This window comes from Streptomyces neyagawaensis (genome assembly GCF_023516595.1).
Classification (GTDB): Bacteria; Actinomycetota; Actinomycetes; order Streptomycetales; family Streptomycetaceae; genus Streptomyces; species Streptomyces neyagawaensis.
Genome location: NZ_JAMGBG010000051.1, coordinates 1 through 17,904, shown reverse-complemented (window position 1 = coordinate 17,904; position 17,904 = coordinate 1). Strand labels below are relative to the sequence as shown.

20 protein-coding genes are annotated in these 17,904 nt (G+C 72.9%); 7 read left to right on the top strand and 13 right to left on the bottom strand.

What is annotated here, in order from left to right:
- Positions 1-145 precede the first annotated feature (145 nt).
- The 3 genes from M8J73_RS22615 to M8J73_RS22605 all read right to left on the bottom strand — a co-directional run bounded on the left by M8J73_RS22615 (position 146) and on the right by M8J73_RS22605 (position 2,830).
- Positions 146-343, bottom strand: a complete 198-nt coding sequence (locus M8J73_RS22615; protein WP_055542311.1) for a CstA-like transporter-associated (seleno)protein — start codon at positions 341-343, stop codon at positions 146-148.
- A complete protein-coding gene (locus M8J73_RS22610; RefSeq protein ID WP_055542310.1) occupies positions 340-2,496 on the bottom strand; it encodes a carbon starvation CstA family protein in 2,157 nt (718 codons plus the stop codon). The genes M8J73_RS22615 and M8J73_RS22610 overlap by 4 nt, the downstream gene beginning before the upstream one ends.
- 73 nt (positions 2,497-2,569) lie before the next feature.
- Positions 2,570-2,830, bottom strand: coding sequence for a DUF3311 domain-containing protein (locus tag M8J73_RS22605; protein WP_055542309.1), 261 nt, complete (start codon positions 2,828-2,830; stop codon positions 2,570-2,572).
- Positions 2,831-3,052: 222 nt separating this feature from the next.
- Here M8J73_RS22605 and M8J73_RS22600 point away from each other — a divergent pair, with 222 nt between their 5' ends.
- The 5 genes from M8J73_RS22600 (at position 3,053) to M8J73_RS22580 (ending at position 8,181) form a co-directional block, all read left to right on the top strand.
- Positions 3,053-4,594 carry a sodium:solute symporter family protein gene (locus M8J73_RS22600; RefSeq protein WP_055542308.1) on the top strand — a complete coding sequence of 514 codons (1,542 nt, stop codon included), beginning with the start codon at positions 3,053-3,055 and terminating at the stop codon, positions 4,592-4,594.
- Entirely contained in the window at positions 4,591-5,244 is a 654-nt protein-coding gene (locus M8J73_RS22595; RefSeq protein WP_372503994.1) for a SigE family RNA polymerase sigma factor, read from the top strand. The genes M8J73_RS22600 and M8J73_RS22595 overlap by 4 nt, the downstream gene beginning before the upstream one ends.
- Positions 5,241-5,534 carry a hypothetical protein gene (locus tag M8J73_RS22590; protein WP_249828987.1) on the top strand — a complete coding sequence of 98 codons (294 nt, stop codon included), beginning with the start codon at positions 5,241-5,243 and terminating at the stop codon, positions 5,532-5,534. Before M8J73_RS22595 ends, M8J73_RS22590 begins: the two co-directional genes overlap by 4 nt.
- A gap of 90 nt (positions 5,535-5,624) precedes the next feature.
- Positions 5,625-7,421: a glycoside hydrolase family 15 protein gene (locus M8J73_RS22585; RefSeq protein WP_249828986.1), complete on the top strand. Its 1,797-nt coding sequence runs from the start codon at positions 5,625-5,627 to the stop codon at positions 7,419-7,421.
- Between the two features lie 4 nt (positions 7,422-7,425).
- Positions 7,426-8,181, top strand: coding sequence for an SDR family oxidoreductase (locus tag M8J73_RS22580; protein WP_055543054.1), 756 nt, complete (start codon positions 7,426-7,428; stop codon positions 8,179-8,181).
- Between the two features lie 56 nt (positions 8,182-8,237).
- On the opposite strand, the gene amaP is transcribed toward M8J73_RS22580, so the two are convergent.
- The 5 genes from amaP to M8J73_RS22555 are packed head-to-tail and all read right to left on the bottom strand — an operon-like array spanning position 8,238 to position 10,597.
- Entirely contained in the window at positions 8,238-8,816 is a 579-nt protein-coding gene (gene amaP / locus M8J73_RS22575; protein ID WP_249828985.1) for an alkaline shock response membrane anchor protein AmaP, read from the bottom strand.
- Between the two features lie 4 nt (positions 8,817-8,820).
- Positions 8,821-9,519 (bottom strand): DUF6286 domain-containing protein, encoded by a 699-nt coding sequence (locus M8J73_RS22570; protein WP_055540849.1) that lies wholly within the window; start codon positions 9,517-9,519, stop codon positions 8,821-8,823.
- Positions 9,516-9,890, bottom strand: coding sequence for an Asp23/Gls24 family envelope stress response protein (locus M8J73_RS22565; protein ID WP_055540850.1), 375 nt, complete (start codon positions 9,888-9,890; stop codon positions 9,516-9,518). Before M8J73_RS22565 ends, M8J73_RS22570 begins: the two co-directional genes overlap by 4 nt.
- Positions 9,887-10,072 carry a hypothetical protein gene (locus M8J73_RS22560; RefSeq protein ID WP_055540851.1) on the bottom strand — a complete coding sequence of 62 codons (186 nt, stop codon included), beginning with the start codon at positions 10,070-10,072 and terminating at the stop codon, positions 9,887-9,889. The genes M8J73_RS22565 and M8J73_RS22560 overlap by 4 nt, the downstream gene beginning before the upstream one ends.
- Positions 10,073-10,102: 30 nt before the next feature.
- Positions 10,103-10,597, bottom strand: coding sequence for an Asp23/Gls24 family envelope stress response protein (locus tag M8J73_RS22555; RefSeq protein WP_055540852.1), 495 nt, complete (start codon positions 10,595-10,597; stop codon positions 10,103-10,105).
- Positions 10,598-10,682: 85 nt separating this feature from the next.
- Between M8J73_RS22555 and M8J73_RS22550 the strand changes: the two genes are divergently transcribed.
- On the top strand, positions 10,683-11,435 hold the full coding sequence (locus tag M8J73_RS22550) for a hypothetical protein (RefSeq protein WP_055540853.1): 753 nt from the start codon (positions 10,683-10,685) through the stop codon (positions 11,433-11,435).
- A gap of 51 nt (positions 11,436-11,486) precedes the next feature.
- Here M8J73_RS22550 and M8J73_RS22545 read toward each other — a convergent pair whose 3' ends face one another.
- The 3 genes from M8J73_RS22545 to M8J73_RS22535 form a co-directional block, all read right to left on the bottom strand.
- Positions 11,487-12,278, bottom strand: a complete 792-nt coding sequence (locus M8J73_RS22545; protein ID WP_055540854.1) for an enoyl-CoA hydratase/isomerase family protein — start codon at positions 12,276-12,278, stop codon at positions 11,487-11,489.
- A 117-nt stretch (positions 12,279-12,395) separates the two neighbouring features.
- Positions 12,396-12,617: a helix-turn-helix domain-containing protein gene (locus M8J73_RS22540; RefSeq protein ID WP_006123601.1), complete on the bottom strand. Its 222-nt coding sequence runs from the start codon at positions 12,615-12,617 to the stop codon at positions 12,396-12,398.
- A 360-nt stretch (positions 12,618-12,977) separates the two neighbouring features.
- Positions 12,978-14,576: an ABC-F family ATP-binding cassette domain-containing protein gene (locus M8J73_RS22535; protein WP_055540855.1), complete on the bottom strand. Its 1,599-nt coding sequence runs from the start codon at positions 14,574-14,576 to the stop codon at positions 12,978-12,980.
- Positions 14,577-14,845: 269 nt separating this feature from the next.
- On the opposite strand from M8J73_RS22535, the gene M8J73_RS22530 reads away from it, so the two are divergent.
- Entirely contained in the window at positions 14,846-15,259 is a 414-nt protein-coding gene (locus tag M8J73_RS22530) for a VOC family protein (protein ID WP_099968682.1), read from the top strand.
- 250 nt (positions 15,260-15,509) lie between these two features.
- On the opposite strand, the gene M8J73_RS22525 is transcribed toward M8J73_RS22530, so the two are convergent.
- Positions 15,510-16,916: a hypothetical protein gene (locus tag M8J73_RS22525; protein WP_249828984.1), complete on the bottom strand. Its 1,407-nt coding sequence runs from the start codon at positions 16,914-16,916 to the stop codon at positions 15,510-15,512.
- A gap of 219 nt (positions 16,917-17,135) precedes the next feature.
- Positions 17,136-17,904, bottom strand: a 769-nt coding sequence (locus tag M8J73_RS22520; RefSeq protein WP_249828983.1) for an alpha/beta hydrolase family protein, incomplete at its 5' end; no start/stop codon positions are given.

Here is a 17,904-nt window from a genome sequence, read left to right as displayed (position 1 = left end):
TCGTCGACGGGTGCGGGTGAGTGGGGGTTGTTCGCGCAGTTCCCCGCGCCCCTAAAAACCGCCGGGGCTGCGCCCCGCGCCCAGCCACTCCCCCACCCGCACCCGGCACCCGGCACCCCGCACCGAACACGCACCCAGTAGTGCGTCAGCAGCAGCGGCCCTCCGGTCGCTCCTCCCGGCGGCGGTGCCGCAGCGCGTCGTACTCCCTGCGGGTCGGGGCCGGCGCCCCGGCGTGCCGGTGGCGGTGCCGTTCGCAGTAGCGGTCGTACTCGGCCTCCCCCATCAGTTCCCGGAGGTACCAGCGCACGGTCCGTGCCCAGTGGCGGATGTTCGGGGCCGTCATCGGCGGGCCCCCACCAGGTCGTCGTCGGTCCGCTCGGGCAGGTCGTCGATGCGGGACTCGACGTAGGGCGCCTCGGTCGTCGGGAGTGGGGACGGGGAGCGTACGGCGCGGACGCAGACCACCGCGCAGTTGACGAGGACCGTGAGGACGAGGAGGAGGAAGATCGCCATGATCACGCCGTCGACCGTGTTGTTGAGGACGATGGTGTGCATGTCGTCCATGGTCGTGGCGCCGGGCAGGAGCTCGCCCCTGTCGATGGCAGCCGCGTACTTGTCGCGCAGGGCGAAGAAGCCGATCGCCGGGTTGTCGGAGAAGATCTTCTGCCAGCCGGCGGTGAAGGTGACCGCCACGTCCCAGGCCAGCGGGATGCCGGTGACCCAGGCCCAGCGGAGCTTGCCCGACTTGATCAGGACGGTCGTGGTGACGGCGAGGGCGACCGCGGCCAGCAGCTGGTTGGCGATGCCGAACAGCGGGAACAGCTGCTTGATGCCGCCGAGGGGGTCAGTGACACCGGCGTAAAGGAAGTAGCCCCAGGCGCCGACGACGAGGGCGCTGGTGATCCAGATGCCCGGCTTCCAGGTGACCCGGCCGATCGGCTTCCAGACGTTGCCGAGCATGTCCTGGAGCATGAACCGGCCCACGCGGGTGCCGGCGTCCACGGTGGTGAGGATGAACAGCGCCTCGAACATGATCGCGAAGTGGTACCAGAACGCCTTCATCCCGGCGCCGCCGAAGACCCCGGCGAAGATCTCCGACATACCGACGGCCAGGGTGGGCGCGCCGCCGGAGCGGCCGACGAGGGTCTCCTCCTCGACGGCCTTCGCCGCCGCGGTGAGCTGCTCCGGGGTGATGGTGAAGCCGAGGTTCTTGACCGCCTCGGCGGCGGTGTCGACGGTCGGGCCGAGCAGCGCGGCCGGGGAGTTCATGGCGTAGAAGAGGCCGGGCTCCAGGACGCACGCGGCGATCAGGGCCATGACGGCGACGAAGGACTCCGTGAGCATCGAGCCGTAGCCGATGAGCCGGACCTGGGACTCCTTGCGGATCAGCTTCGGGGTGGTGCCGGAGGAGACCAGGGCGTGGAAGCCGGAGAGGGCGCCGCAGGCGATGGTGATGAAGAGGAACGGGAAGAGGGAGCCGGCGAAGACCGGTCCGGCGCCGGTGTGGGCGAACTCGGTGACCGATTCGGCGCGGAGGTTCGGGGCGGCGATGACCACGCCGACGGCCATCAGGGCGATGGTGCCGACCTTCATGAAGGTGGAGAGGTAGTCGCGGGGCGCGAGCAGCATCCACACGGGGAGCACGGAGGCGACGAAGCCGTAGCCGACCAGGCAGAACACCAGGGTCTCGGGGCTCCAGACGAAGTACTCGGCGAGGGAGGAGTCCTGGATCCAGCCGCCGCCGAGGATGGCGAGCAGGAGAAGGGCCACGCCGAGGAAGCTGGTCTCGACGACCCGGCCGGGGCGCAGGTAGCGCAGGTAGAAGCCCATGAAGAGGGCGATGGGGATGGTCATGGTGACCGAGAAGGTGCCCCACGCGGACTCGGCGAGGGCGTTGACGACGACCATCGCGAGCACGGCGAGCAGGATGATCATGATGGCGAAGACACCGATCAGCGCGGCGGCTCCGCCCACCGTGCCGATCTCGTCACGGGCCATCTGGCCGAGGCTCTTGCCGTCCCGGCGCATGGAGAGGAACAGGACGATCATGTCCTGGACGGCGCCGGCGAAGATGACGCCCGCGATGATCCAGATGGTGCCCGGCAGATAGCCCATCTGCGCGGCGAGGACGGGACCGACCAGCGGACCGGCACCCGCGATGGCCGCGAAGTGGTGGCCGAACAGCACCCGCTTGTCGGTGGGGTGGTAGTCGACGCCGTCCTCCAGCCGTTCGGCGGGGGTGGCGCGGGTGTCGTCGACCTGGAGGACCCGGCGGGCGATGAACCGGGAGTAGAAGCGGTAGGCGATCGCGTACGAGCCGAGGGCCGCCACGACCAGCCAGACGGCGGAGATCTCCTCGCCCCGGGACAGGGCGAGCACGGCCCAGCCGAGGGCGCCGACGAGGGCGACGGTGATCCAGATCGCGAGGGATCTCGGTGACATCCGGGGCTTTTCCGGCGCGGTACGGCCGGATTCGGGCATGGCTGATGTGGGCATGGCGGCTCCTGACCTCAACGGGAGTGCGGGGAGAAGGGGGGAGAAGAGAGAGACGGAGGGAAGAGGGTGCGGCTCAGCGAGGGTGGTACCGACGCCGGGCCCGGTGCCGGTCCCGTTGTCCGTCTCGCTGTCGTTCCGTCAGCGCGTACGCGGCGAGCAGGCAGAGGCCGCATCCCGGCACCCAGGCGAGCTGGTACCAGTAGAAGAACGGCGTCCCGGCCAGTCGCGGCTCGGCACCGGCGTACCAGGGGACCCACAGCAGGCCCGCGGCGGGCGCGAGGAGCAGTACGGCGATCGCGACGCGCCGTAGCCGGTGGTGACCGGTCCGTGGCATGACCTGTGCTCCTCTCCCGCTTCCTGTGGGTCTGTGCAAGAGTTGCCCACCCGCTCGGATCGGTTGACAGCGAATTTCCACGAGATTCCGCGAAATTTCCTCCGGTCACCGGTCAACCGAAGCGGCGGTCCACGCAACTACCGCGTGAAGGCCCCCGGCGCGCCAAAGGCGGCGCGGCACCTCGGGACGGTGCGGGGCCAGGCACACCAAGGACGGTGAACCATGGCGGACGCTGCCATGACCGCGACGTTCCTCGCCGTGATCGGCGGAGCGTCGCTGCTCGCCGTGACCGCGCGCCGGCTGCGCCCCACCGACCGGCTGCCGTCCCTGGAGGGCTGGGCGCTGGCCGACCGCTCCCTCGGCCCGGTGTGGACCTGGCTGCTGCTCGGCGGCACCGTCTTCACGGCGTACACCTTCACCGCCGTGCCAGGGCTGGCTTACGGCAACGGGGCGCCCGCGTTCTTCGCGGTGCCGTACACGGTGATCGTCTGCCCGCTGGCCTTCGTGCTGCTGACCCGGCTGTGGGAGGTGGCCCGACGCCACGGCTATGTGACGGCGGGGGACTTCGTGCGCGGCCGGTACGGTTCGGCACCCCTCGCGCTGGTGGTGGCGCTGACCGGGATCCTCGCGACGATGCCGTACCTGGCGCTGCAACTGCTCGGCATCCGCGCGGTGCTGACGGCCGGGGGCGTCTACCCGAAGGGCGCGGCCGGCGATCTGGTGATGGTGGCGCTGTTCGCGGGGCTCGCCGTGGCGACGTACCGGCACGGGCTGCGGGCGCCCGCCGTGATCTCGGCGCTGAAGGCGGTGGCCGTCTTCGTGTCGCTGACCGCCGTGTGCTGGCTGGTCCTGCGCCGGTTCGGCGGTCCGGGCCCGGTCTTCGACGGGGCGGCGGAGCGGCTCGGCGGACCGGCCCTGCTCCTCTCCCCCGAGCAGCAGCCCGCCTACGCCACGCTCGCGCTGGGCTCGGCGCTCGCCCTGCTGATGTACCCGCACGTCCTGACCGCCGGGTTCGCCGCCGACGGCCCGCGCACCGTCCGCAAGGTCACGGTGGCCCTCCCCGCCTGGACCGGGCTGCTCGCCCTCTTCGGCTTCCTCGGGATCGCGGCGCTCGCGACCGGGGTGCGGGCACCGGAGGGCGGCGCCGAGGCGGCCGTCCCGATGCTGGTGGACCGGCTGATGCCGGGGCCGCTGGCCGGGCTGGTGTTCGGGGCGATCACCGTGGGCGCGCTGGTCCCGGCGGCGGTGATGTCGATCGCGGCCGCCACCGGCTTCGTCCGCAATGTGTACGTGGAGTACTTCCAGCCCACCGCCACACCGAAGCGGCAGGTGCGGATCGCCAAGGCGGTGTCGCTGACCGCGAAGGTGGGGGCGGTGGCGTTCGTGTTCGGGCTGCGCGACCAGGACGCCATCAACCTCCAGCTGCTGGGCGGGGTGTGGATCCTGCAGATCTTCCCTGCGGTGGCGGTCGGCCTCTTCACCGGGCGGCTGCATCCCCGGGCGCTGCTCGCCGGGTGGGCCGTCGGCATGGTGACCGGCACGTTCCTGGTGGTGCGGGAGGGGTTCTCCTCGATCGTGCTGCTGGGCGGCGGCTCGCTGGAGATCTACGCCGGTCTGCTCGCCCTCCTGGTGAACCTGACCGTGGCGGTGGCCGCCACCGCGGTCCTCGAACGGCTCGGCGTCCCGCGCGGCGCCGACGCGACCGACCTACCGTCCCGCCTGACCGTCAGGCGGCGCCCCGAGACGGGAGCGAGCAACCCGTGAGACGCAGACAGCACATACGCGTGCCGGTGCCCCCGCCGGCGGCCCCCGCCGACGGGCCGCGGGGAGGCGGCGTACGGCCCCCGGCGGCCGTCGAACCGTTGGTGCCGCGGCCGGCGTGTCCGGGCGAGCCCCTCGCTCCCGCCGCGAGCGACCCGGTCGATGTGGAGCGCGAGGCCGGTGTCGCCCGGCTGTTCGAGCTGCACTACTCCTCGATGCTGCGGCTCGCGGTCCTGCTGGGCGCCGACGACCCCGAGAACGTGGTCGCCGAGGCGTACTACCAGATCTACCGCAAGTGGCGGCGCCTGAAGGACGCCGAGGCGGCCGAGGCGTATCTGCGCTCCACGGTCTGCAACCTCACCCGGATGCGGATACGGCACCTCCAGGTCGTCCGCAGGCACACGGAGACCCCGCCGGACGAGGCGGTCGCCTCCGCCGAGAGCACGGCCCTGCTCCACGACGACCAGCGGGTGCTGATCGGCGCGCTCCAGCAGCTGCCCGCCCGGCAGCGGGAGGCGCTCGTGCTGCGCCACTGGCTGGGGCTGAAGGAGAGCGAGATCGCCGCCGCGATGGGGATCTCCTGCGGCTCGGTCAAGACCCACACCGCACGCGGCCTCGCCGCCCTGACCCAGGCGATGGAGGCCCGGCGATGAACGACACCACCGGCAACGACACCGGCCGGGACCGCACCGAGCGGGAACTGGAGCAGGCGCTCGCCGCGCTCGCGGGCGGCGTCCACGCGGCCCCCGACGCCTACCGCACGGCCCGCGGCGACTGGCTCCGCCGCGAACGCCGCCGCCGGCTCGTCCTCGCCGTACTGATCATGGTCGTGTTCGCGCTGGCCACGCTGATCGGCCTCTGGGTCCTCAACCAGACCCCGTCGAGCCCCGGCGTGATCTTCTCGGGGGTGGGCGGCACGACGGCGGGCACCGGGCCGGGCTGACCGCGGGGGGCGGCGACAGCACCGGGCGCCCGGCTTGCCGCATTGCATTCCGTGGGACTGATCATCCCCGGCTCAGGGAACCCGGGTTCCGTGCACCCCCGAATAGAGGACTACGCGCTGATCGGTGACCACCAGACGGCCGCCCTGGTGAGCAACCGGGGCTCGATCGACTGGCTGTGCCTGCCCCGGTTCGACTCGGCGGCCTGCTTCGCCGCGCTGCTCGGCACCGAGGAGAACGGTCACTGGCGGATCGCGCCGACCGGCGCCGGGACCTGTACACGCCGCGCGTACCGCAAGGACACGCTGGTCCTGGACACCGAGTGGGAGACCGACGACGGCGCGGTCCGCGTGACCGACCTGATGCCGCAGCGCGACCGCGCCCCCGACGTCGTCCGCGTCGTCGAGGGCCTGGCGGGCCGGGTGACCGTCCGCTCCACGATCCGCCTCCGCTTCGACTACGGCTCCGCCGTCCCCTGGATGCGCCGGTCCGACGGCCACCGGGTGGCGGTCGCGGGCCCGGACTCGGTCTGGCTGCGCAGCGAGCCCGAGGTGCGCACCTGGAGCGAGGACCGCGCCACCTACGCCGAGTTCACCGTGGAACCGGGCGAGAAGGTCGCGTTCGTCCTCACCTGGCACCCCTCGCACGAGCCGCGCCCCCGCCTGGTCGACCCGTACGAGTCGCTGCGCATGAGCGTGCACGACTGGCGGGCCTGGGCGGCGCACTGCCGCTACGACGGGCCGTACCGGGACGAGGTGGTCCGCTCCCTGATCACCCTCAAGGCCCTCACCTACGAACCCACCGGCGGGATCGTCGCGGCCGCCACCACCTCGCTCCCCGAGGAGATCGGCGGGGTGCGCAACTGGGACTACCGCCACTGCTGGCTGCGCGACTCCACCCTCACCCTCGGCGCCCTGCTCGCCTGCGGCTACCAGCAGGAGGCCGAGGCCTGGCGTGACTGGCTGCTGCGCGCCGTCGCCGGCGACCCGGCCGACCTGCGGATCATGTACGGCCTGGCCGGTGAGCGGCGCCTGCCCGAGTACGAACTGCCGTGGCTGGCCGGCTACGAGAACTCCCGCCCCGTCCGCATCGGCAACGACGCCATCCGGCAGAGGCAGCTCGACGTGTACGGCGAGGTCATGGACTCCCTTACCCTGTCCCGGAGTTCGGGTCTGCCCGCGAAGCCCCAGATGTGGCGGATGCAGTGCGCCCTGATGGAGTACCTGCGGTCGGTGTGGCGCGAACCCGACGAGGGGCTGTGGGAGGTGCGCGGGCCGCGCCGGCACTTCACGCACTCCAAGGTGATGTCCTGGGCGGCCGCCGACCGTGCGGTGCGCACCCTGGAGGACGACCCGGAGCTGTCCGGCGACCTCGACGGCTGGCGCGCGCTGCGGGACGAGATCCACCGCGAGGTCTGCGCCCGCGGCTACGACCCCGAACGCAATACGTTCACCCAGTCGTACGGCTCCCGCGAACTCGACGCGTCGCTGCTGCTCATCCCCCGGATGGGCTTCCTGCCGCCGGACGACCCCCGGGTCGTCGGCACCGTCGACGCGATCCGTGAGGAGCTGAGCCACGACGGGTTCGTACACCGCTACAGCGCCGACCATCTCTCCTCGACGGCGTCCGTGGACGGGCTGCCGGGCAGCGAGGGCACCTTCCTCGTGTGTTCGTTCTGGCTCGCCGACGCCCTGCATCTGACCGGCCGCACGAAGGAGGCCCGCGAGCTGTTCGAGCGGCTGCTGGGGCTCACCAACGACGTGGGGCTGCTCGCCGAGGAGTACGACCCCGTCGCGGGCCGCCAGCTGGGGAACTTCCCGCAGGCGTTCAGCCATGTCGGTCTGGTGGGCACCGCCCTCGCCCTGTTCGACGGCGACGAGGCAGGATAGGGCCATGGATCTTGGGCTGAAGGACCGTGTCTACATCGTCACCGGCGCGACCCGCGGGCTGGGCAACGCGGCGGCGCGGGAACTCGTCGCCGACGGCGCGAAGGTGGTCGTGACCGGCCGCGAGGAGGAGAGCGTGGCCGAGGCGGTGGCCGCGCTCGGGCCGAACGCGGTGGGGGTGGCCGCCGACAACGCCGACCCGGAGACCGCCGGCCGTCTCATCGCCGTCGCCCGCGAGCGGTTCGGGCGGTTCGACGGCGTCCTCGTCAGCGTGGGCGGGCCCCCGCCCGGGTTCGTCGCGGACAACACGGACGAGCAGTGGACCGCCGCGTTCGAGTCGGTGTTCCTGGGCGCGGTCCGGCTGGCGCGGGCCGCCGCCGCGGAGCTGGGCGAGGGCGGTGTCATCGGGTTCGTGCTGTCCGGGTCGGTGCACGAGCCGATCCCCGGTCTGACCATCTCCAACGGTCTGCGGCCGGGTCTGGCCGGCTTCGCCAAGTCGCTCTCCGACGAGCTGGGGCCGCGCGGGATCCGGGTCGTGGGGCTGCTGCCGGCCCGGATCGACACGGACCGGGTGCGGGAGCTGGACGGGATGTCGGCCGACCCGGAGGCCACCCGCGCCGCGCACGAGTCGCGGATCCCGCTGCGGCGGTACGGGCGGCCGGAGGAGTTCGGGCGGACGGCGGCGTTCCTGCTGTCCCCGGCCGCGTCCTATCTGACGGGCCTCATGCTGCCGGTCGACGGCGGCATGCGCCACGGCTTCTGACCCTCGCCGCGGGTTCGGTTCGGCGGGGGTTCCCGGTTCGTCGGGGTTTCGGTTCGTCAGCTGACGCGTTCCGCTCGGTGCTTGACGCCGCGCAGTCTGACCTCCGCCGGCAGCGCCGCCAGGCCCGCCGAGTCCCTGGCGTGCGCCACGGCCTCGGTGGTCAGGCGGTGCAGGGTGTCGGCGGGGTGCGCGTGGGGTTGGAGGCGGGCGCGGAGCCGGGCCTCGGGGGCGTTGCGGCGGCCGGTGAGATGGGCGTGGGCCCGTTCGACGCCGTCCAGCCGGGCGGCCTCCGTGGTCAGGACTCCCTCCAGGGCGCGGCCCCGCAGCAGCGCGCCCTCGCCGTCGCCGGTGTCGACGAGGACCTCGGTGAGCCGGTGGCGGCGCAGTACGGCGGTCAGCCACCACAGGGCGAGCAGCACCAGCAGGGCGAGCACGGCGATGACGGTGGGCCACCACCAGCCCTCGTCGCGCCACCGGGTGCGTTCGGCCTGGCTGAGCAGCACGTCGTGCCGCCCGTCGTGGATCCACCAGGAGGGCGGTTCCAGACCGAGCCCGACGGCGAGCACGGCACCTCCGAGCACGAGGAGCACCAGGCCGACGAGTCCGAGCAGCACCCTGTTCACGGTCCGCAGCATGGTGTCACCCCTTCCGGCCGGGGCGTCGTACATGCACGGACAGGGCGGGCGGCCGGGCGAGGCCCAGGCCCCGGATGCCGTCGGCGAGCGTGGCGTCGAGGTCGGCCCGGACCTCGTCGAGTTCCCGGAAGTGGGACACCGCGCGGACGTCGACCCTCTTGCGGCCGACGCGGACCCGTACGGACTGCACTCCGGACACCTCCATGGCCCGGTCGCGCAGCACCAGCGCGGCGGCGGGCCGGTGCAGGCCCGCCCGGACGTGGGGGTCGAGGCGGCGCATCGGCAGCACGTCCCGCAGACCGGGGGTGGCGGCCAGCACGAGCAGCCAGAGGCCGAGGAGGGCGGCGATCCCGGCGCCGGTCAGCACCCAGGCGTCGTCGAGGGGGCGTTCGGCGAGTTCCCTGGCCAGGGAGCGGCGCCAGGCCATGGCGGGCCGGTCGGCGCGGACGGCGGCGATGTCGTACAGGAGGAGGCCCGCGCCCGCGAGGATGATCAGGGCGAGGATGCCGGCGGGGACGCGGCGCGCGGACCAGAAGCGCCGCTCGCCCCCGTGCCCGTCCTCGACGGCGGTCGGCGGGTCGTAGGCGGCGGCCGACGCGGACTGGTCCGGCCCGTCCGGCCCCTGCCCAGGGGGTGTCTCGTCGGTCTTCTCCATGACGGGCAGGCGTTGCGTGCTGCCGTCGGAGCTCTGGGGTTCGCTCATCGCGTCCTCCCCTGTGCCGCGTCGTGTGCGTGCGCCAGGTGCAGCCGTTCGACCTGGACGGCCACGTCCGATACGTGCATTCCCGCCAACGTCCCTACCCGCTCCATGACACGGCGACGCACCGCAGCGCATTGGCCACCGATGTCGGAGGGGTAAGGGAGTTCGAGGGCGACGCGGACGCGCGCGGTCTCACGATGGACGACGACCGTCGCGTTGGGGGGCGCGGAGTCCGGCGGCGGTGCTCCCAGTGCTTCGCGCGCCGCCTGGCCGGCGATCTTCGCGACGACGCGGTCGGCGATGCGGGTCGCGCCACGTTCCGCGGGCGCGACGGACCGCGTCCCCGTGGCGCGGCCGCTGTCGGCGAGGGTCATCGGCGTCGGTCGTCACGGGGACGGAAGAGGTCGCCGAGGTCCAGGTCCCCCTCCAGAAACCGGCCGACGACGAAGCCGACGGCGCCCAGCGCCGCCACCAGCAGGAAGGCGCCGAATCCGCCGAAGTATCCGGCGAAGGCCAGCGCTATCCCGGCGATCATGCCGATCAGGGCCAGACTCATGCTGTGCTCCTAGGGGGTCGGGCGCTCCTGTCACTGCAGCCGGGTCTCCGACTCCTCCTCTTCTTCCTCCGGCAGCTTCACGTCGCTGACGGCGATGTTCACCTCGACGACCTCCAGGCCCGTCATCCGCTCGACGGCGGCGATGACGTTCTCGCGCACGGCGCGGGTGACGTCGGAGATGGACACCCCGTAGTCGACGACGATCTCCAGGTCCAGCGCGGTCTGCACCTCGCCGACCTCGGCGTTCACGCCCCGGGTGACGGCTTTCGAACCGCCGGGCACCCGGTCGCGGACGGCGCCGAAGGTCCGGGACAGCCCGCTGCCCATGGTGTGCACACCGAGTACGTCGCGTGCCGCGAGCCCGGCGATCTTCTCGACCACGCCGTCGGCGATGGTCGTGCGCCCCCGGGTCGCCGGATCGCCGCCGCCGCGCCGGACCGCCTTGCGGCCACCGATCTGTCCGGCGGCCGGGTCCTTGGTGGTGTCGGGGCCCTCCGTCCGGTTCCGCTCCGTCATGTCGCTCATGGCGCACGTTCCTTCCAGTTGTCCTCCTTGCCCACATTAGGTCGGGTTACCAAGCCTTGCGCCGGTAATGCGGCAGTCTGGAGGAATGACGGCGGACGGCTGGACCAACGCGGTACGACAGCAACTGGGCCTGGGCCGAGTGCTCCCCCTGGGCGGCCCGCACGACGGCGCGTGGATTACGGAGGAGGCGGTCGAAGCAGTGCTGCGGCGCGCGACGGCCTCGATGCGCGGGGTACGCCTCGGGACCCTGCGGATCGCGCTCGCCGAGCCGGACGGTGCGCAGGCCCCGGCCGTTCCGGCTCCTCCGAGCGCTCTCCCGCCGGGACCCCTGCGGGTCACGGCGGACTTCCTCGCCTCGGCGGTACCGCCGGCCGAGCCGTTCCCCGTGACGGCGGCCCGACTGCGGGCGGGTCTCGCCGAGGCCGCGGCGGAACGGCTGGGTCTCGCGGTGGCGGAGATCGATCTGCGGATGACGGATCTGCTGGGGGCCGACGAGCCCGGCGGTCCGCCCGCGCAGGGTGCGCCCGCGACGGATGTGCCGTCCGGTGACCGCGCTCCCGCCCGGCCGGTGCCGCCGGGTGACGGCGAGGAGTCCCGGGTGACCGCCGCGGCTCTGGGCGTTCCCGGGGTGAGCCGTCTGACCGGCGCCCTCGGCGGTCCGGGGCGCGCGGTCCACATCGACACGGGGCCCGCGCTGCCTCGCCGCCATGTTCGCGTCGAGCTGGCGGTGACGGAGGGCAGACGGGCCGTGGACGTCGCACGTGAGGTCCGCGCGAGGGTGGGCGAGGCACTCCCCGACCACCCGTCGGTGGCGGTCCTCGTCACGGCGGTCGAGTGAGTCGCCCGCGCGGTGGCCGAGTCGGCCATCGCCACGGCGCGTGTGTCGTCGTTACTCCGCGACGCCGGCGAGGTCCCGCAGGCGGCGGGCCTGGGCGGCCCGCTCCGCGGCGCGCTGCTCCTCGTAGTCCCGGCCGTCGGCACCGCGCAGCAGCGCCTTGGTCTCGACGACCGCGTCGCGCGGCGCGGCGACGAGCGCGGCGACCAGGTCGCGTACCGCGTCGTCCAGTTGGTCGGCGGGCACGGCGAGGTTGGCCAAGCCGATGCGCTGGGCCTCCTCCGCCTGGACAAAGCGTCCGGTGAGGCAGATCTCCAGTGCGCGGCCGTAGCCGACGAGGCTCACCAGCGGATGCGTGCCGGTGAGGTCGGGCACGAGGCCCAGGCTGGTCTCGAGCATGGCGAACTGCACGTCGTCCGCGACAACGCGCAGGTCACAGGCGAGCGCGAGCTGGAAACCCGCGCCCACGGCATGCCCTTGTACGGCAGCGACGGACACGATGTCGTTCCGCCGCCACCAGGTGAACGCCTCCTGGTATTCGGCGATGGTCGCGTCGAGCGCGGCGTCGTCACGACGCGCGAGGTCGATGAACGACGGTTCGCCCTCGATGCCCTCGGGCGTGAACATCTGCCGGTTGAGCCCGGCGGAGAACGACTTTCCCTCGGCCCGCAGCAGGACAACCCGGACGGAGCCCGGCAGCGACCGCCCGGCCTCGGCGAGCGCCCGCCACAGAGCGGGGCTCTGCGCGTTGCGCTTGGCCGGGTTGGTCAGGGTCACCGTGGCGATCGCGTCGTCGACGGTGAGCCGCACGCCGTCCTTGTCGAGCAGCGGTTCGAGCGAAGCCATGGGGCGCCTCCGATGGGTGCGGTCAGCAGAGCAGAGCTAAGTGACTGCACAGTAACCACCCGGCCGATCAGACAACCGACCGGGTGGCCACCATCGAAGCCGATGGGCCGCCCGGCGTCAGGCCGACGCGGCCTTCTTACCGCGCGTCGCGCCGCCACGCCCTCGAAGCGTGACGCCCGACTCGCTGAGCATCCGGTGTACGAAGCCATACGAGCGGCCGGTTTCCTCGGCCAGCGCCCGAATGCTCGCACCGGAGTCGTACTTCTTCTTCAGGTCTGCCGCGAGCTTGTCGCGCGCGGCGCCGGTTACCCGGCTGCCCTTCTTCAGAGTCTCGGCCACCCGGTCCTCCTCATGGGAAGTGCGCTCTGGTCTCCTCATGATCACCCCTCTGGCGCGTGATGGCCACCCATTCGGCAAGGTCCGTGGGACAAGCTTGTGACGACAGGAGCACGTCCCCACGAGTGGAACCTGTCATTCCGCACGGGCTTGTCCGTACGGCCGAACGAGTGGACTCGCGAAGCGGCAGGTCAGAGACGCGCGACGGCCGAGCCCTGCGCACAGCGGGGCTCGGCCGTGAGATTCGTGTACGACACACCTCGGTACGAGGAGATCTCACACAGATGATGGATCACCGATGGGCCGAATGATCCATAGGCCGTTGATCAACGGTTCGGCGGGACCTTCGGCGCCATGGACCGGTCAGGCGAGTGCCACCAGGTCGGCGTAGTCGGCACCCCACAGGTCCTCGACACCGTCCGGCAGGAGGATGATCCGCTCCGGCTGGAGCGCCTCCACCGCGCCCTCGTCGTGGGTGACGAGGACGACCGCGCCCTTGTAGGTGCGCAGCGCCCCGAGGATCTCCTCGCGGCTGGCGGGGTCGAGGTTGTTGGTGGGCTCGTCGAGCAGCAGGACGTTCGCCGACGACACCACCAGGGTGGCGAGGGCGAGCCGGGTCTTCTCGCCGCCGGAGAGGACACCGGCGGGCTTGTCGACGTCGTCGCCGGAGAACAGGAACGAGCCGAGCACCTTGCGGACCTCGACGAGGTCCATGTCGGGGGCGGCGGAGCGCATGTTCTCCAGGACCGTGCGGTCCGGGTCGAGGGTCTCGTGCTCCTGGGCGTAGTACCCGAGCTTGAGGCCGTGGCCCTCGATGACCTCACCGGTGTCGGGCTTCTCCACGCCGCCGAGCAGACGCAGCAGCGTGGTCTTCCCGGCGCCGTTGAGGCCGAGGATGACGACGCGGGAGCCCTTGTCGATGGCGAGGTCGACGTCGGTGAAGATCTCCAGCGAGCCGTACGACTTCGACAGGCCCTCGGCGGTGAGCGGGGTCTTGCCGCAGGGCGCGGGCTCGGGGAAGCGGAGCTTGGCGACCTTGTCCTGCATGCGCACCGCTTCGAGGCCGGCGAGGAGCTTGTCGGCCCGCTTGGCCATGTTCTGCGCGGCGACGGTCTTGGTGGCCTTCGCGCGCATCTTGTCGGCCTGGGAGTGCAGCGCGGCGGCCTTCTTCTCGGCGTTGGCGCGCTCGCGCTTGCGGCGCTTCTCGTCGGCCTCGCGCTGCTGCTGGTAGAGCTTCCAGCCCATGTTGTAGACGTCGATCTGGGCTCGGTTGGCGTCCAGGTAGAACACCTTGTTCACGACGGTCTCGACCAGGTCGACGTCGTGGCTGATGACGATGAACCCGCCGCGGTAGCTCTTGAGGTAGTCCCGCAGCCAGACGATCGAGTCGGCGTCGAGGTGGTTGGTCGGCTCGTCGAGCAGCAGGGTGTCCGCGTCGGAGAACAGGATGCGGGCCAGCTCGATACGGCGGCGCTGACCGCCGGAGAGGGTGTGCAGGGGCTGGCCCAGCACCCGGTCGGGCAGGTTGAGCGCGGCGGCGATGGTGGCGGCCTCGGCCTCGGCGGCGTACCCGCCCTTGGTGAGGAACTCCGTCTCCTGGCGCTCGTACTGCTTGAGGGCCTTCTCGCGGGTGGAGCCCTTGCCACTGGCGATGCGCTGCTCGTTGTCCCGCATCTTGCGGATCAGGACGTCGAGGCCGCGGGCGGACAGGATGCGGTCGCGGGCCAGGATGTCGAGGTCGCCGGTGCGGGGGTCCTGCGGGAGGTAGCCGACCTCGCCGGAGCGGGTGACGGTGCCGGCGGCGGGGATGCCGTCACCGGCGAGGACCTTGGTGAGAGTGGTCTTGCCGGCGCCGTTGCGGCCGACCAGGCCGATGCGGTCGCCCTTGGCGACGCGGAAGGTGGCGGACTCGATGAGGACGCGGGCACCGGCGCGCAGCTCGATACCGGAGGCGGAGATCACGGACAGACTCCAGGGCGGACTTGGGGTGGCGGGTGGGCGGCTGAGGACGTTCCCGCCGTCTAATGCGCGAGGAGAATGGCCATGGGCCGATTCTAACGGGGGGCAGCAAGCGGATTTCCGCCCGCGTCCCAAGGGATCACGTGGTCTCGGTCACCGCCCGCGCCCGGTCGCCGCCGCCCGACGGCCGTCGCCCGGCGGGGCGTTGTCGGTGCCGGGTGCCAAACTGGGCAGCGGTGTGCGTTCCGGGCGACAGAGAGGTCGTGATCGGTATGGCGGGCAAGAGCGAGGGACGTCCCAGCATCTGTCCGACACTGCTGTACACGGACGCGAAGGCGGCCGTCGCGCAGCTCACGGCGGGGCTGGGCTTCACGGAGCTGTCGGTGTACGAGGGCGAGGACGGCACGGTCCACCACGCCGAGCTGGCGCAGGGCGACGGTGTGGTGATGCTCGGCTCCCGGGGCACCGGCAGCGCCTTCGACGCGGCGATGAAGGGCGCGGGCCCCGCCGGGGTGTACGTCGTGGTGGACGACGTGGACGCCCACCACCGCCGGGCCGTGGAGCACGGGGTGGAGATCCTCATGCCCCCGACGGACCAGGACTACGGCTCACGGGACTACATGGCCCGGGACATCGAGGGCAACGTGTGGAGCTTCGGCACGTACGCCCCCGAGCTGGGCGGCTGACACCCGGCCCGGCCGGGCGGGGGCCGTGCGCTCCGCTGCGTCTCGGCCGCCTCCGGACCCGGCGGCATCAACCGCGTCCGGCCCGGCCCGGACGACCTCGGCTGAGCCGAGGCCGGGCGCGGCCTCCGCTCGGCGGACGTCGGCCCCGGCGTCGGCGCAGCCGTCGTTCGGGCCTGGCCAAGCGTCCTCCGCCCCGTTCTCCGCTCGGCGACTTCGGTCTCGCCGCCGCCCATCCCGACCCGGCCTCGGCTCAGCTGCCTCCGGTGTGGACCTGGAAGGCGGCGCGGCGGACGGCCTTGGCGAGGGCGGGGTCGGGGTGGGCTGCGGCGAGGGCGACCAGCACCTGGACGGTGCGGGGGTGGCCGATCGCACGGACCTCGTCGAGCAGCGCGGGGACGGTGGGCTGCACGGCGGACTCCAGGTGCCGGACGAGCAGCGGGGCCTCGCCGTGGTCGGCGACGGCGGCCGCGGTGTCCACCCAGAGCCAGGTCGCCTCCTCGCGGGTGAGCACCTCGTGGGCGTCCTCGGGGTCGGCGCCGTCGTGCTCGGCGAGCCAGAGCAGGGCGTAGGGCCGCAGTGGTGTCTCATCGGCGACGGTGCGTACATCGGGCTCGGCGGGGGCTCCGACGACGCGCAGTGCCTCGAAGGCGAGGCCCCGGATGAGGGCGTCCTCGCCGCGGGCGGCGTCGATGAGTTCGGTGACGGCGGCGCCGACCGTGCGCGCGGCGAGCCAGGCCCGGTACTCGGCGCGGGCCGCGTTCGGGCGGAGCTGGGCGCAGCCGCGGAGCATGTCCTCGGCGGAGACCTCGATGTTCCCGGCGGGGCTCTGCGCGGCGACGCAGATCTGCTCCAGCTTCACCCACACCGCCCAGCTGCCGAGCGGGGTGAGCGTGGCCTGCCCGTCGCCGTAGGTGAGGGCGCCGACGGAGGCGATGGCCCGCAGGGCCCAGTCGAGGAGCGGGGCGAGCGGGGTGTCCTCCGCGCCGGCCTCCGCGGGCTCGGCACCCGGCTCGGGCTGCGGGCCGTAGGGGATCTCGCAGCGCTCGGTGCGCAGCTCCGTGACTCTCTGCTCCAGGAGGTCGAGGAGCTGCTCCACGGGAACGGGCCCGGCGGAGAGCTGGAGGAACGACAGCACCTGCGGCATCGCCGAGACGACCTCGGCGACGGCGGCGGGCTCGCGGACCCCGGGCTCGGGGTGGGCGAGGGACCAGGCGTCGAAGAGGGCCACCCAGCCGCGCAGTACGGCACTGTCGTCGCGGTGCCAGGCGCGCAGCCGCCAGCCGGGGCGCGCGCTGTCGCCGTGCACCTCGACGAGACCGGCCAGGCGTGCCGTGTCCCAGTCGTGGCGGACCTGATCCGGGGTCAGCCCGAGGTCGGCGGCGGCCCGTTCGGCGGTCGCGTCGGAGAGGGTGCCCTTGCCGTCGGAGCCGGCGCCCTCGCGGCCGGGGCGCAGGGCGGCGTCGGCCCAGCGGGCGACACGGGCCGCGTCCGCCAGGACGGTGCGGGCCATCCGGGCCAGATCCGCGGGCGGCGGGGTGCCCTCCGGGGGCCGGGGGGCCGGACGGCGGCGCTGGGTCACTGCTGCTCGGGGAGCGGCGGCCAGGGTTCGCGGGCTGACGAGTCGGAGCCTGGAGTCGCGCGGATTACGGGACGTCACGGGGGCAGTCTTCCGGTTGACGGTCCGAAAACCCAAACGGAATGTCACAGCGGGCGACAGGGGTGGCCAACGCACGGGCTCCCCAGGGGCGTGACAGCGGCGGGGAGCGCCACCGCCGGACGCTAAGCGGAATGTGACGTACCTGTCTGGGCGTACCTGTCTTCGGGGCCCTCGGCGGGGCGCCGGAGGAGGGGGCGGGGCGGGACTTCAGGAAGGTCGCTACATCAGCGGTGTCAGGAAGCGGCGCAGGGTTTCCTCGTAGTGGGCCGGGTCGGCGTTCCACATGGCGGCGTGGGGGGCCTGGCGTACGGCGCTCAGGGTGACGCGGCCGGGATGGCGGGCGGCGAGTCGACGGGAGGCCTCCCAGGGGGCGACGACGTCGTCCGGGCCGTGGAAGATCAGTGCCGGTACCGGGAAGCGCGCCGGTTCGACCGCCGCCGCGCCACCCAGTCCCGTGCGTCCCTGGGCGGCGCGGACGGCGAGGGGCAGCAGGGCGGCCGGGGTGCGGCGGGCGGCGGCGAGGGCGCGCAGGGTGGCCGTCCAGTCCAGGACCGGCGAGTCCAGGACGAGCCCGGCGACGCGGTCGCGCAGCCCGGAGCGGACGGCGGCGCGCAGCACCATGGTGGCGCCGGTGGACCAGCCGTGCAGGACGACCTTCTCCGCGCCGAACCGGACCGCGTGGTGGATGGCCGCGTCGACGTCGCGCCACTCGGTCTCCCCGAGGTGACTCAGACCGTCCGGCGGGCGGGGTGCGCCGACGTCGCCGCGGTAGGCGAGGTCGAGCACCGGGAAGCCGTGGCGGTGCAGGAAACCCATGACGTTCATGGGGTGTTCGCGGGTGGCGCCCAGGCCGTGCACGGCGATCACCCAGGTGCTCCGGGCCCCGGGCACGAACCAGGCGGGCAGCGTGCCCAGCTCGCCGGGCACCTCGACGTCGGTGTGGTCGAGGCCGAGTGCGGTGCGTGGGTCGCCGATGTGGGTGTTGGGG

What these genes read in the sequence shown, in the direction of transcription:
- M8J73_RS22530 (WP_099968682.1), top strand. Translation starts at nt 14,846, where the DNA reads ATGGCGGGCAAGAGCGAGGGACGTCCCAGCATCTGTCCGACACTGCTG.
- M8J73_RS22600 (WP_055542308.1), top strand. Translation starts at nt 3,053, where the DNA reads ATGGCGGACGCTGCCATGACCGCGACGTTCCTCGCCGTGATCGGCGGA.
- M8J73_RS22605 (WP_055542309.1), bottom strand. Translation starts at nt 2,830, where the DNA reads ATGCCACGGACCGGTCACCACCGGCTACGGCGCGTCGCGATCGCCGTA.
- M8J73_RS22550 (WP_055540853.1), top strand. Translation starts at nt 10,683, where the DNA reads ATGACGGCGGACGGCTGGACCAACGCGGTACGACAGCAACTGGGCCTG.
- M8J73_RS22615 (WP_055542311.1), bottom strand. Translation starts at nt 343, where the DNA reads ATGACGGCCCCGAACATCCGCCACTGGGCACGGACCGTGCGCTGGTAC.
- M8J73_RS22555 (WP_055540852.1), bottom strand. Translation starts at nt 10,597, where the DNA reads ATGAGCGACATGACGGAGCGGAACCGGACGGAGGGCCCCGACACCACC.
- M8J73_RS22610 (WP_055542310.1), bottom strand. Translation starts at nt 2,496, where the DNA reads ATGCCCACATCAGCCATGCCCGAATCCGGCCGTACCGCGCCGGAAAAG.
- M8J73_RS22590 (WP_249828987.1), top strand. Translation starts at nt 5,241, where the DNA reads ATGAACGACACCACCGGCAACGACACCGGCCGGGACCGCACCGAGCGG.
- M8J73_RS22570 (WP_055540849.1), bottom strand. Translation starts at nt 9,519, where the DNA reads ATGAGCGAACCCCAGAGCTCCGACGGCAGCACGCAACGCCTGCCCGTC.
- M8J73_RS22580 (WP_055543054.1), top strand. Translation starts at nt 7,426, where the DNA reads ATGGATCTTGGGCTGAAGGACCGTGTCTACATCGTCACCGGCGCGACC.
- M8J73_RS22560 (WP_055540851.1), bottom strand. Translation starts at nt 10,072, where the DNA reads ATGAGTCTGGCCCTGATCGGCATGATCGCCGGGATAGCGCTGGCCTTC.
- M8J73_RS22565 (WP_055540850.1), bottom strand. Translation starts at nt 9,890, where the DNA reads ATGACCCTCGCCGACAGCGGCCGCGCCACGGGGACGCGGTCCGTCGCG.
- M8J73_RS22545 (WP_055540854.1), bottom strand. Translation starts at nt 12,278, where the DNA reads ATGGCTTCGCTCGAACCGCTGCTCGACAAGGACGGCGTGCGGCTCACC.
- amaP (WP_249828985.1), bottom strand. Translation starts at nt 8,816, where the DNA reads ATGCTGCGGACCGTGAACAGGGTGCTGCTCGGACTCGTCGGCCTGGTG.